Origin of the sequence: Akkermansia sp. AE01SA01, assembly GCF_036417395.1 — a bacterium.
In the GTDB taxonomy this organism is placed as follows: Bacteria; Verrucomicrobiota; Verrucomicrobiia; order Verrucomicrobiales; family Akkermansiaceae; genus Akkermansia.
Map to the genome: position 1 here is coordinate 233,310 of NZ_CP143890.1, position 12,437 is coordinate 245,746.

The following is a 12,437-nucleotide window of genomic DNA, read 5'->3' on the forward strand; positions in this document are numbered from 1 at the left end:
TTTTGATGGTGGAGGCCGTTTTGCAGGCAACCCGGAAGATGTGAGGTATTATTCCTCGTCTTGCTCGTCCCCTCCGGAGGCAGGCCCTCCCTCTTCTTCGTCCTGCTCGATGAATTCGCTAAGTTCGTCCGAGTTATTCATCACATCTTTCAGGGCGGTGGAGTTGTAAAAATCAGCTTTTACCAGGCGCTTGCCTTCCTGTTTGCAGCTTTCTTCCAGTCTTTTTCCCCGCTCTTCCATCTTTTCTAACAAATCGAACGCTTTTTCCTGTTCCGCATCGCTGAGTTTATTCATGAGATCCTGGAAATGCTTGATGTCTTTCTGAATACCTTCCAGGGTTTTGGCTGCTTTGTCTGCGCTTTCCTTGTCCTGGGTTGCGGCCAGGGTCTGCTGTATGTTGATTAACAGGGAGAGAGATTGATTGACGAGGGAATCAGCCGAAGGGATGGCCTCCTTCGCGGTCGCAGTCGCAGCCGGAGTGGATGTCGGCGGAGCCTGGGGAACGGCGGGTGTGTCTGCCAGCAGGGGAGCGGCGGACAGAAGGACGAAACTTAAGACGGGGATGGAAGAAGTCTTCATTTACTCTTTGTAAAGCAGAGAGGCACACGGAGCAAGGAGAAAAGAAGACGTACGCGGGCTATTCCGCCGTGATGCCGCCCTTCTCGTCGTCCAGAATCCCGGATTTCTCCAGGTAATAATCGTAACCGCCTGCGTAGGTGGTGATGGTTCCCCGGTTGACGTGCAGGGTTTTTTCCGCCAGGGAGCGGATGAAGTGCACGTCGTGGGAGATGAAGACCAGCGTGCCTTCATAATGTTTCAGGGCCTGGACAAGGGCTTCCACGGAAAGGAGATCCAGGTGGGTAGTCGGTTCATCCATCAGCAGGAGGTTGGGAGGGTCCACCAGGAATTTGACCAGACTGAGGCGTGATTTTTCTCCCCCGGACAACACGCTGACGCGTTTCTCCACATCCAGGCGGCGGAACAGGAAGGACCCCAGAATGGAACGCGCTTCCTCCTCCCGGATTTCTGCATTGCACTTCATGATTTCCTCCAGAACGGTGTTTTCCGGATTCAGGTTTTCCGTACGTGCCTGGGAAAAGTACCCGATGCGCGTTGTGGTGCCGGGAATACGCTTGCCGGAGTCGATGGGGATGATGCCGGCAAGGATTTTCAGAAGGGTGGATTTTCCCGCACCGTTGGGACCCACTAGAACAGTTCTTTCCCCGCGTTCCACCAGCAGATCCAGGTTTTCATAGACTTTGTGGTCGCCGTAGGACTGGCACACCTTTTCCAGCTCAATCACCTTCTGTGTACTGCGCGGAGGCTGGGGGAAGTTGAACTTGAACACCTTTCTGCGTGCTACGGGCTTTTGGATGACCTTCATTTTTTCCAGCTGCTTGATGCGGCTCTGCACCTGGCCCGCCTTGGAGTTAATGGAGCGGAAACGGTCGATGAACTCCTGAATGTGCGCGATTTCCTTCTGCTGGTTGCGGTAGGCGGCCTGGAGCTGTTCAAAGCGGACATCCCTTTGTTTCAGGAAATCCGTATAATTGCCGCGGTATTCTACCAATTCCTCGTTGTCGATGTCGTACACGTTTTCCACCAGCTCATCCATGAAATCCCGATCGTGGGAAATCATCAGGATGGCGCCGGGATAATTTTTCAGATAACGCTGGAGCCAGAGCAGGGAAAGAAGGTCCAGGTGGTTGGTGGGTTCGTCCAGCATCAGGAGGTCCGGTTCCAGAACCAGCAGTTTGGCCAGATAGGCGCGCATGATCCATCCGCCGGACATCTCCCGTGCGGGACGGTGAAAATCGCTTTCCCGGAAGGCAAGTCCCTTGAGAATCTTCTTGGCCTTGGGTTCCAGCTGATAGCCGTTGGCGGCATTAAATGTGTCAATCGCGTCCGCATACTCCGGCGTGTCCGTTTTATTGGCATTCTCGCTCATGCGGATGATATGGATCGCCCGTTCCATTTCCGGTGTGACGCCCATCGCTATTTCCAGCACGGTCTCGTCCTTCGGTTCGCTGGCCTCCTGGGGCAGGTAGCCTACAATGGCATATTCATCCAGGCTGATGGAACCTTCGTCTGGCGTATCTTCCCCGAGAATCATGCGGAACAAGGTGGATTTGCCTGCGCCATTGGGTCCAACCAGGGCAACTCTCTCTCCCCAGTTGATGGTCATTTCCGTTTCTCTGAACAGGGTGCGTCCGGCGTGGGCTTTTGTAAGTTTTTTAATTGTCAGCATGGTGGAGGAAGGGGCGCATTCTACCGATCAGGTGCGGAGAAGGCAAGAGCGGGCAGGTTGTTGCCGGGGAATTTTGAAAGCTTTGCTGGATTTTCCCGTGCAGTTTGATAGCCTTGCCGCGCTATGCCAGCCATGAACACATTCAGGCTTTTTCTTGCCGCCGTACTTTTGGGAGGCTGGAGTTCCTGCTGCACCCCTCCTGGTGAAAATTATGTGCAACAGACTTATGCACAGCATCAAATGTCCAGTCTTAAGGAGTCTTTACTGGGTTTGTTGCCGGGGAGCCAGGCTTCCCGGCCGGCTGCGCAGGAGGAAGCCAAATGGCTGGCTGATACGGCGGTAACGCAGTCGGCCTCCATTGCCCGAAGAAACAGGGTGGTGTTATTCGGCTGGCTGAACAATATTCTGGTGAATTCCAATCTGCGGGACCGCGGCCTTTGCTGGGAAGTCCAGCAGGATCTGTACCGGGATTTGCGGCGCCGTCCGGTCAAGTATTTCCGTGTAGGGCTGACTATCCGGGACCGCGGGACAGGGCGCGAGCACAGTTGCGTGTACATCAATGCGGCCGGGAAAGGATTGAAGGACTCCCTGGTGCTGGATGCCTGGAAAAACTGTGGCTACCTGGTTGTTCTGACCCAGAAGGACAGGGAAGGCGGCAGATGGGAGGAAGACTGGCGTGAGCCTTACGTCTCCGCCGCTTTTCCGGAAGGCCATTCCTATGATATGCAGTACCATCTCGTCTGGCCCGGATGGGCTCAGAGGCGCAACATGTTCCAGCGGATGCAGACTCAGCAGAAAGCTCCCGAATCCGGTACTGCCGGGCCAGCTTCCTGAAATTGACGGAATTGTCCGTGCATATCCGTTAGTCTGAAGTGAAACTGCGGAAAGCCACCGTTTTTCCGGCCGTCGGCAAATTAATTCCATAACCGGAAGGCGCGGTTCTTTTTTATGGGTGAAACGGTGGCCTGAAAAATAAAAAACGCACTCAGTGCGTACACCGAGTGCGGATTAAATGATAATTTGCTAATGTAGCAGGGCGCGCCCTGCAGCAAACTTACTTCTTCATGGGCTGAACAACCGGGGGGTTGCTCGGTATGGGCTGCTGTTGCTGCTGCTGCTGGGAGCAGGAAGCAACCAGGCAAGCTGCGCCGGCGATGGCGAGGATAGCGATGTTCTTCATAATTCGAATTAAATTACAGTGTTTGTTAACTACTGGAACCTCCGCATCCACGGAGGTTTGCTGGGACCAATGTAAATGGTGGCAAGTAGAAATCAAGAGATTTTCTTGTTCCATGTCACGGCATTACAGAAAAAGGCAGGACTCCCTCATCGGGAATCCTGCCCTGTGCCGCGCAGTGCGGAAAACGTCCGTGTGCCCGGCTGGCGCACTTCACTTTATAAAGTAGTGCCGAGCTCAATGATGGAGTAATCTCCGTCCGGCCTTCTGTACACGATCTGAAGAACATCGCGGCGGGCGTTCCTGTACAGCACGAAAGGCTTGTCGGAAAGCTCCAGTTCCATGATGGCTTCTTCCTTGTAGAGCTTCTTGAGGTTATAGCTTTCCCGGTGGATCAGCATCGGTTCCGGGTCTTCCTTGGAATCTTCCGGATGATCGAGTACGGAATCGTCATACACGGTTTCATCCAGCTTGCGGATGGTTTCCTGATGATGAGGACGGAATTTTTTCATCAGGCGTGTTTTGTGCTTGCGCATGCGGCGCATGATCTTGGTGATCGTTTCGTCGATGCAGGCGTACATGTCCGCTCCCTCCGTGGAAGCGTCAATGGTGATGTGGTCCGAGCAGAACAGGATAACCTGAGAAATCATGCGGTCGCGTTGGACATCAAGTAAGACTTTAACCTCCATAATGCGCGGGAAATCCAGACGGATCCCTTCAATCTTTTTCGTTACGAATTCCCGGATCGCGTCGGTTACTTCCACATGGCGCCCCGTGATCGTAATAGGTGTATTTACGTTTACCTTTTGCATTGTCGTACCTCTTTCTATTGATGTTGATTGCGGAACCCTGTCCGCACCTTTCAAGATATACAGATTTGACAATGTTTGTCGAGGAATCCTTTCTTTTTTTCCGCCCGTGATGCCGGAAATCGTCCGTTCCCCCTTCGGGTGGTGAGACCCCGTTTTTGCGCCTATCGGTTGTTTTCCAGTCTGCGGCGCGAGTGGCCTTTAACGCGGCGCGGAAAAAAGAAGCATTTGAAGTCATTAGGGGCCTTTGTCATACGACAAGGAATGTTAAAAAATCTTATAGCAAAATACTTGACATCCTGTAAAAAGAAGCTATAAAAGTTTTGCACTCCTCTACGGATGCTTTCCAAATCGCGGGATGGAGCAGCCAGGTAGCTCGTCAGGCTCATAACCTGAAGGTCGCAGGTTCAAATCCTGCTCCCGTAACCATTTGAAAGCCCTGCAAGTCAAAAGCTTGCAGGGCTTTTTCGCATCCGGAACACCGTGCTTGAAACAAGCCGGAAATAGGGTGGAATAAGTGTCAAATGGCCGCTTGGGCCTCTAAAAACGCAAGTCAAACTGCGTTTATGATGGTAGGGGGAGCATTGCGGCTTTTTAACGTTGGGAACAAATCCATGTGGCTCGGTGCCAGAGCCCTTCCAGCGGGCCATATTTGTGCCGCGCCAGCCACCATTGACAAAACCTGATCTGCAACAGCATGATGACCAGGCCAACAAGGAAGCTGTTCAAATACCCCAGATAAGGGGCGAGGCCCAATGCATACGGGAAAAAAATCAACGATCCAATGATCGACTGGGAAATATAATTCGTCAAACTCATTTTGCCGTAGAATGTCAGCCCTGCCGTCATTTTACGGAAATATTCCAGCCGATAAAGCAGGACGAAAGCCGCTACCCATATCCCCGTAAAGCTGACATTATGCCACATGGTAAAGATGGTTTTGACGGGGGTGTAAAGTGTCGGCACTTCTTTTGCAATAAAGAATGTGAAAGAAACAACGGCGGAAATCAACAGAGTCCTGACCCAGAAAACCGTATTTTTGTCGCTTTCCTTAAAAAAGCCGCCCTTCCCCAGAATGAATCCGAGGATGAACAGGCCCGGGGCCTGCATCAGGCGCCCGGCGTCAATACCCCAAGTATAACTGGCGACTTGCCCCAGAGTCAGGTTATGCCAGGCCATGGACCAGAAGTTGCCCGAATCCACAAAGACCTTTAACGTGGGATAAGATTCCGGCGCATGCAGGATGGGAGGCGTCCAGCCGGGTGATATCCATTGAACTGCAGCATAAATGATTTCCAGCGGCTGAGCCAGAAAGAAGAAGGAAGCCAGGACAAGAGCCGTTGTGCTCAAACGACGCGCGGGAATTAAAATGAACCCGACAGTTGCAAAGGTCAGCAGGATATCTCCGCCGGGGAAGAAAATGGCATTCAAACAGGCAAAACCGGCCAACAGGCATAACCTCCAGGCGAACCGTCCGGCAAAGTCCTTTCCCTTCTTCAACTGGTTTCCATATTGAATCGCATATGTAAACCCGAACAACAGAGCAAACATTGTATAAGATTTTCCCGCAAATAGGAAAAAGAAAGCCTCTTTTACCGTTTCATTGACGGAGGCCATTGCCGGAGAAGAAGAAACCGGATAGGAATTATAGATGAAGTGCTCCAAAAAATGAACCAGCATAATGGCAATGATCGCGAAACCTCTCAAGGCATCTACAACCTGGATACGCTGGGTATTGTTAATAGGAGTGTTTTCAGTCATTGTCTCTTCCTACGGGGGGGAATACCTTTGTCTTTCAGACTGAATTTTGAAAAGGATTATTTTTCAGTTGAATATAAGCAACCGGCCGCTTTGTCCAAAGCCGGAATAATATATGGAGTGAAAAAAGGAAGATAGGGAAATGATTAAGGGAAGTAAACAGATGCTGTCCGCTGTAAAATAAAAAGGTCCCGGATGTATTTAACATAAATGCAGAAATAAAGCGCAAAACTTTGATTTTTGCCGGTGGCAGGTATTTCTTTGCCATATTTTCAAAACTTGTCCATTGCCAGGATAAAAGTCTGCGTGCTAGCGTCGCTCAGTGAATCCACTTGAGAATTAACCCATGAGCACCTCCTTAAAGAAAATCTATGTCAACGGCTTCCCCAGCCTCTACGGCGGAGCCGGAACCGAACTCCACCACCAGATACTGGTCTGGAAACACATGGACATTGACGTCCACATCATCCCCACCAACGACGGCTTCCAAAACGAAGCCCTCTACCTGGAAATGCTGGGGCTGGGCGTCCATATCCACGCTCCCAACGACTGGTCCGTCCTGGAAGAAGGGGATGCCATCATCGGATTCTGCAACGGAGAATACCTGGAAAACCTCCCCGCCATCCGCCAAAAAACCAGGCGCACCATCTTCGTCAACTGCATGACCTGGCTCTTCAACAAGGAAAAGGAACTCATGAAGCAGGGGCTCATTGCCATGTTCCTTTACCAAAACGAAGAAGTCCGCCAGAAAAACATGCCCCTGCTCAAGCGCTGCAACGACGACCCCTCCATTGCGTTCATGACCTTCAAGCCCTACTTCCACAACGACTCCTTCCCCTTCATCGCCGAGAGAAGCGGGGAATACTTCGGCTGCGGGCGCATCTCCCGGCAGGACGCGGACAAATTCGCCGCCAACACGCTCCACATCTACGAATACTTCGTCTCCCCCCTCTTCAAGCGTGGCCTGTTTTTGGGCTTCGACCAGAGGAGCCGGGAGAAAATCGGAGAACCCTACGGGTGGATACGCACGGCGCGCGACCAGAGGGAGGTGAGCCAGCAGGACTTCTACAAGCACTGTGAAATAGTGCTTCAGCCCACGGACACGACGGAAAACTGGCCGAGAGTGGGCTTTGAGGCGATGGCCAGCGGCAGCGTGCTGGTGGTGGACAACCGCGGAGGTTGGCGCCAGATGGTGGAGCACGGCAAAACCGGATGGCTGTGCGACCATGAAAGGGACTTCATCTACTACGCCAGCAAGATGGCCTACGAACCGAACCTGAGGAGGGACATGGCGGAGGCGGCTCGTGAGCGGGGTATGGAGCTGGGGGGGCTGGAATCGTCGGTATCCAGCTGGGAGGAAATCTTTGAAGCGGTGGAACAGCTTCCTGCCTAGAAAGGAGAAAAGACATGAAAAAGCAAGTGAAGATACTGGTAGGAATCTGCTCGTGCCAGCGGATGAAGGAAAAGAGGGATGCGGTGAGGGAGACGTGGCTGGAGCATCCGGCGGATGGGATAGAATGCGTGTTCTTTGTGGGAGGAAAGGAAGGACTGGAAGAGGAAAGGGGGGATACGGTGGTGCTGGACACAGCGGATGGCTACGACGAGCTACCGGGGAAGGTGAAGTCTTTCTTTCGGTATGCGCTGGAGAACTACGACTTTGAGTGGCTGTTCAAGTGTGATGACGATACGTATGTGGATTTGAGCCGTTTGGAATCCGTGGTTGATGATGAGTATGACCTGATCGGAGATGTGATGGTATCGACTCGTCACTCTCCGAGTGGGGGAGCGGGTTATTTTCTGAAAAGGGGCATGGTGGAGAAGCTTGTGGAGGCGCCCGGCTTTGCTGATTGCGGGGCGGAGGATCTGATTGTGGGTGAACTGGTAGGGAAGCTTGAAGGGAGGCTGAAGTCGACAGGCCGTCTTTACATGAATAATGTATATTACCCGGATGCCGGGAATGACATGGTAACGGCGCACTGGTGCACGCCCCCTATTCTGCGCGCCCTGTATGCATTCAATTACTCCCGGCCGGATTTGGTAGGTGATGCCAGCCATCCGCATTGGAAGGATGAACTGCATTTTTATGCCAATGGAGTATTCCGTCGCAAGTCTTCGGGCTGTTATGGCTGGTGGAGTATGGGAAGCCAGGGAGAGCTGATATTGAAATGGCTCGTCTGGCCCATGGAACAATTGCTGCCCCAGCATGGGAAATATGTGGGATCATCCATCACGATTCAATTTCATGCCGGAATGATGCCTCTGGAACAATTGTGCCAGGAACATGGAAGCAATGCCGAATTTCCGCATTCCTCCAAGTTGTATGTCCATCTTGGCTGCGGAGACCGACGTTTAAACGGCTGGCTGAATCTGGATGCTCCCAATTATGATATATCCCGTCCGCTGCCTTGGGAAAGTGAATCTGTGGATGCTTATTATTTGGAACATGTCATTGACGGGATAAGCTCGGAAAAAGCCTGCTGCTTCTTTTTTGAGGCATTTCGTTCTTTGAAACCCGGCGGCATTTTGAGGCTTGCATTCCGGGATGTGCTTTCTCTGACGGGGACTGTTACTCCTGCATTCCGCCAATACATGAAAAGCAAGTATCCGGACACGTTTATTCCTGCCAATGAAGTGGGGGCCATCCTGGCCTTCTATAAACAAAAATCCTTGTGGACGGTTGATTCGCTGACGGAAGTACTTAAATCCGCAGGTTTTGAAGTGGAGGTTCGGGATCCGGGAGTGTCGGAGTATGGTCACTTGCAGTCTCTGGAACGTCGTTCCGACCGCGATGAGCATCCTTTCGATCTGCTGGGGACCGTGTGTATGGAAGCGAAAAAGCCGGCAAACGGAACTCGGCCCGGACACGCCCCCGTCAATTTTCGTATCCTTTCTCCGCATAAGTGGAATGGTTGCGTAGCTCCTTTCTTCAAGGACTATGCACGCACCGGAAACCACCTTTTTCAGATCGCCGCTACTTACGCCCATGCTCTTCGCCATGGGCTTGAATGCAAAATACCCTGGAAAATGAGGGAAGAAACCAGGAATTTGCAAGAGTGGCTGGGAGACTCCTGCGCATGCTGTCCGGAAGGAGGATACGACTTTCCCGTTGTTTACGAGGAACCGTGTTTTTCCTACCGCCCCATTCCCGGCATGATTCGGCAAGGAGCCATAGAAGGTTACTTTCAGAGTGAAAAATATTTTGAGGAATATGGAAATGAAATTCGAGCCCTCTTCGGAAATTTAATCGCTCCCAAGCAGGAAGGAACGGCGGGAGTTCATTTAAGAATGGGTGATTACCTTAATCTGACCTTCCTCTACCATACTCCGGATGTCCCCTTCCTGAATGAAGCGCTTGCAAGGCTGTCCGGCAATATCAGGAAGCTGGTTGTTTTCTCCGACTCTCCTGAACATGCCCGGAAGCTAATGGAGAATGTTTCAGAAGCTCGCCGTTTCGAAGTGACTGTGGATGAACATAAAACGCTGGGTGCCCTTCGGGAATTGACAGCCATGCAGGAACTCGTTCTTTCCTGTTCCTCATTCTCCTGGTGGGGTGCCTATCTGGGAGATCAGGATAAAGTCTTTATCCAGAAGGAGTGGTTTGTAAGTAAAATTAAGGATTATCAGGATGTCTATCGAGATAAATGGATAAAGATTTAACTTTAAATAACAGAGTGAAATTTGGGTATAATTCGCCGTGAATACAAGGACAGCACGAGACATACGCATTATTCATTTGCGACGGGAGGAAAACTGCCGCATAGAGGACCTCCGGCTTTTCCGGGAACCGGGAAATGACATGTCTACCCTTACGAAAGGAGCTGGAGAAAATCCCCGGGCCCTCTTCTCGTCCGGGTATGAAAGTATCGAGACGCTGGCTTATAATCCGGTTACTGATAAGTATTCCGCGACAGGAGCGGCGGGGCGGTGGCAGGGCCGGCATTTTGCTGCAAGCGTGACCGGAGAAAATATATTCTCCATGTACCGACAAAAACTCTAATGTACCTGATTCCCAAAAATGCGTGCGGCACGCAGATAGGAACCGTATTTCACGAACTGGGATCCAATCCTGCGGCTAGGAGTCCGGTAAGGGTTTGGAATGAGAATACCTGCAACTATTGCCTGAACAATCAGGATTATGATGCGGACAAATTCCGGGAATACAATCATCTGGCTGTTTTCCGCGATCCTGGCGAAAGATTTGTCAACCTTGCCAATTATGCCTGGTGCATCAACCGGGGAATATTTTCTCCCTTCACTTCATCCTGCAGGAGCAAGAGGCAGTTGCTGGACACCATGCATTTGCTTATTCGGATGAATGAAGCCAATCATCCCGGCAGGTGTGGGCGGCATTTTGAAGTACAGGCCTGGTATTATGACCGTTGTCCCCGGATTGACACGATAGTCCGCGTTGAAAACCTGCCCGACTATATGAGGACCGTCATGAACGTGGAGCCGTGCAATTTCAATATGGATGGCAAACATGAACTGACACGGGGCGATTTGACGGACGCCGACATTGCCAGCATCAGGGAAAACTGGGCCGGCGACTTTCTGCTTGAAAAACGTTTCAAGAAACTTTTCTGGATTAACCCCACGAAATAACAAACCATGACTGACTGGATAGAAAAAACACACAGAATCATTAAAACGGCTCTTTCCAAGGCGAAGCGCCCGGCCGTCCTCTGCTCCTACGGCAAGGACAGCATTGTCCTGCTGGACTTGCTCCGGCAGCACATCAACCTGGATCGGCTGAGGGTCATTCACGTCGATACGACCTTTGAATTCCCGCAGCTTTATGCCTACAAGAAATACATTATCAAGGAATTCGCTATCGGTTCCGGTGATCTCACCGTGACTAATACGGCTGCTCTGAATTCCGGAATGAACTATGAAAATACGCCTGTTTTCGAAGTAACGGCTGCGCTCAAGACGGAACCCCTCAAACAGGTTATCCGTGATGAAGCAATCGACTTCCTGTTCACGGGAATCCGCCGCGATGAAGAAGGTTCGCGGGCCAAGGAACGCTACTTCTCCTACCGGGACGCCCAAGGCGTCTATGAACCGTCGGACAACAATCCGGAATTCCATCCCTTTGAAGGAATTAATATTTCCACCCCGGAAAAAGGGCATTACCGCGTCAATACCCTGTTGGACTGGACGGAACTGGACATCTGGCAATACACCCTGGAACGCAAGCTTCCCCTGTGTCCCCTTTACCTTGCAGTTGACGGCAAACGCTACCGTTCCCTTGGGTGTATGCCTGTAACCACCCCCGTGGATTCCGGAGCGGATACTATTGAGAAAATTATTGATGAAGTAGCCGTAACCCTCGTTCCGGAACGCGCCAGCAGAGCGCGCCAGGATGAAGCCGTGCCGCATTGCATGGAAATGCTCCGCCGCAACGGTTTTTGCTGATCCATTCTCCACATTTAAACATATGAAATCAAAAGCCACTATAGCCGTATGCGGCCTGATGGACAGTGGAAAATCCACGCTTATCAAGAGCCTGCTTCGGAAGAACACGGGACGCGTGATTGAACCGGATGCGCTGTGCATTGAACAGGCCACGGGCCGTACGATCACGGGAACCCGTATCGCCTGCCCCGTCAATGACCATACCGATCTGGTCTTCTGCGACTGCCCCGGGCATCTGGAATACCTTCCGGAAATCGTGTCGGGGTTGTGCGCCTCCAAGGGATATATCCTGATCATTGATGAAAATCGGCGGGAGCAGTCGGAAGCGTACCAGAGGAAACTGGAAGAAATTGCCGCTGCCATCGGCGTAGAAAACATTGCCGTGGTTCACAGTCATTCCATGGCGGAACAGGCGGGGCAAATCCATTATGATACGGAACAACCTTCCTTTGATGCCGCCATGGATCGGCTGCTGGAGGTCATGGACCGTTTTCTCCAAAAGGAGCGTCAGATTCCGGCAAGCGAATCCCGCATTGTATGGTTCGATTCCCTGGACGGAACGGCCCGGTACGTTCTGTATGATTTGGCAGGACATCCTCTGGACTGGTCCCATGAAGGCAACCATGATCCGGGGGACTGCTCTTCCATTGACGGATTGCCGCCTTCCCTCTCCGGCCGTTTTCTCGTTTGCCGCGCCAAAAAGGGAAATATTGTAGGCGTGGGATGCGCCGCCTGAAACATTCAGAAATAACCCGCATGCCGTTGGTTCTTGGTAAAAGAGCCGGCGGCATGTCGCATTTTCCAGTGCTTCGCCAATCTGCCGTCCGGGTTTTCTATGGCATTGACCAGGAATATTATTGAGGCATAGTTCAAAAGAGGGTTGTGCCCGGATGAAACGCATGCGGGGGAAAGGATGAAAAAAGCGCAGGAAACTGCCGGTATATCTGGCAGCTGGAAAATGCCGGAGCGCATGGCCCTCTTTAATATGATTCGCGTACACATCCGATATTGCAGGCGCAGCCTGTACAGG

At 51.8% G+C, this 12,437-nt stretch carries 11 protein-coding genes and 1 tRNA gene; 7 read left to right on the plus strand and 5 right to left on the minus strand.

Annotated features, from left to right (window positions below):
• Window positions 1–48: 48 nt before the first annotated feature.
• Window positions 49–579 (minus strand): hypothetical protein, encoded by a 531-nt coding sequence (locus tag V3C19_RS00955; protein WP_130084333.1) that lies wholly within the window; start codon window positions 577–579, stop codon window positions 49–51.
• Between the two features lie 58 nt (window positions 580–637).
• Window positions 638–2,248: an ABC-F family ATP-binding cassette domain-containing protein gene (locus V3C19_RS00960; protein WP_130084332.1), complete on the minus strand. Its 1,611-nt coding sequence runs from the start codon at window positions 2,246–2,248 to the stop codon at window positions 638–640.
• A gap of 240 nt (window positions 2,249–2,488) precedes the next feature.
• Here V3C19_RS00960 and V3C19_RS00965 point away from each other — a divergent pair, with 240 nt between their 5' ends.
• Entirely contained in the window at window positions 2,489–3,082 is a 594-nt protein-coding gene (locus tag V3C19_RS00965; protein ID WP_295934442.1) for a hypothetical protein, read from the plus strand.
• 220 nt (window positions 3,083–3,302) lie between these two features.
• On the opposite strand, the gene V3C19_RS00970 is transcribed toward V3C19_RS00965, so the two are convergent.
• Both V3C19_RS00970 and raiA read right to left on the minus strand, forming a co-directional pair.
• On the minus strand, window positions 3,303–3,428 hold the full coding sequence (locus V3C19_RS00970; protein ID WP_330937123.1) for a hypothetical protein: 126 nt from the start codon (window positions 3,426–3,428) through the stop codon (window positions 3,303–3,305).
• 215 nt (window positions 3,429–3,643) lie between these two features.
• Window positions 3,644–4,237 (minus strand): ribosome-associated translation inhibitor RaiA, encoded by a 594-nt coding sequence (raiA, locus tag V3C19_RS00975; protein ID WP_130084329.1) that lies wholly within the window; start codon window positions 4,235–4,237, stop codon window positions 3,644–3,646.
• 349 nt (window positions 4,238–4,586) lie between these two features.
• Here raiA and V3C19_RS00980 point away from each other — a divergent pair.
• Window positions 4,587–4,663 (plus strand) — tRNA-Met (locus tag V3C19_RS00980).
• Window positions 4,664–4,828: 165 nt separating this feature from the next.
• Here V3C19_RS00980 and V3C19_RS00985 read toward each other — a convergent pair.
• On the minus strand, window positions 4,829–5,995 hold the full coding sequence (locus V3C19_RS00985) for a DUF418 domain-containing protein (protein ID WP_130084328.1): 1,167 nt from the start codon (window positions 5,993–5,995) through the stop codon (window positions 4,829–4,831).
• 343 nt (window positions 5,996–6,338) lie between these two features.
• Here V3C19_RS00985 and V3C19_RS00990 point away from each other — a divergent pair, with 343 nt between their 5' ends.
• The 5 genes from V3C19_RS00990 to V3C19_RS01010 all read left to right on the plus strand — a co-directional run bounded on the left by V3C19_RS00990 (window position 6,339) and on the right by V3C19_RS01010 (window position 12,143).
• Window positions 6,339–7,385, plus strand: coding sequence for a glycosyltransferase (locus tag V3C19_RS00990; protein WP_330937124.1), 1,047 nt, complete (start codon window positions 6,339–6,341; stop codon window positions 7,383–7,385).
• A gap of 14 nt (window positions 7,386–7,399) precedes the next feature.
• On the plus strand, window positions 7,400–9,649 hold the full coding sequence (locus tag V3C19_RS00995; protein WP_149880173.1) for an alpha-1,2-fucosyltransferase: 2,250 nt from the start codon (window positions 7,400–7,402) through the stop codon (window positions 9,647–9,649).
• A 339-nt stretch (window positions 9,650–9,988) separates the two neighbouring features.
• Window positions 9,989–10,594: a hypothetical protein gene (locus V3C19_RS01000; protein ID WP_130083701.1), complete on the plus strand. Its 606-nt coding sequence runs from the start codon at window positions 9,989–9,991 to the stop codon at window positions 10,592–10,594.
• A 6-nt stretch (window positions 10,595–10,600) separates the two neighbouring features.
• A complete protein-coding gene (locus tag V3C19_RS01005; RefSeq protein WP_130083700.1) occupies window positions 10,601–11,407 on the plus strand; it encodes a phosphoadenosine phosphosulfate reductase family protein in 807 nt (268 codons plus the stop codon).
• Window positions 11,408–11,429: 22 nt separating this feature from the next.
• Window positions 11,430–12,143 carry a GTP-binding protein gene (locus V3C19_RS01010; RefSeq protein WP_161981419.1) on the plus strand — a complete coding sequence of 238 codons (714 nt, stop codon included), beginning with the start codon at window positions 11,430–11,432 and terminating at the stop codon, window positions 12,141–12,143.
• The last annotated feature ends 294 nt before the right edge of the window (window positions 12,144–12,437 follow it).

Excerpts from the sequence above, each read along its gene's own strand:
- V3C19_RS00955 (WP_130084333.1), bottom strand. The coding sequence starts at position 579 with ATGAAGACTTCTTCCATCCCCGTCTTAAGTTTCGTCCTTCTGTCCGCC.
- V3C19_RS00960 (WP_130084332.1), bottom strand. The coding sequence starts at position 2,248 with ATGCTGACAATTAAAAAACTTACAAAAGCCCACGCCGGACGCACCCTG.
- V3C19_RS00965 (WP_295934442.1), top strand. The coding sequence starts at position 2,489 with ATGTCCAGTCTTAAGGAGTCTTTACTGGGTTTGTTGCCGGGGAGCCAG.
- V3C19_RS00970 (WP_330937123.1), bottom strand. The coding sequence starts at position 3,428 with ATGAAGAACATCGCTATCCTCGCCATCGCCGGCGCAGCTTGCCTGGTT.
- raiA (WP_130084329.1), bottom strand. The coding sequence starts at position 4,237 with ATGCAAAAGGTAAACGTAAATACACCTATTACGATCACGGGGCGCCAT.
- V3C19_RS00985 (WP_130084328.1), bottom strand. The coding sequence starts at position 5,995 with ATGACTGAAAACACTCCTATTAACAATACCCAGCGTATCCAGGTTGTA.
- V3C19_RS00990 (WP_330937124.1), top strand. The coding sequence starts at position 6,339 with ATGAGCACCTCCTTAAAGAAAATCTATGTCAACGGCTTCCCCAGCCTC.
- V3C19_RS00995 (WP_149880173.1), top strand. The coding sequence starts at position 7,400 with ATGAAAAAGCAAGTGAAGATACTGGTAGGAATCTGCTCGTGCCAGCGG.
- V3C19_RS01000 (WP_130083701.1), top strand. The coding sequence starts at position 9,989 with ATGTACCTGATTCCCAAAAATGCGTGCGGCACGCAGATAGGAACCGTA.
- V3C19_RS01005 (WP_130083700.1), top strand. The coding sequence starts at position 10,601 with ATGACTGACTGGATAGAAAAAACACACAGAATCATTAAAACGGCTCTT.
- V3C19_RS01010 (WP_161981419.1), top strand. The coding sequence starts at position 11,430 with ATGAAATCAAAAGCCACTATAGCCGTATGCGGCCTGATGGACAGTGGA.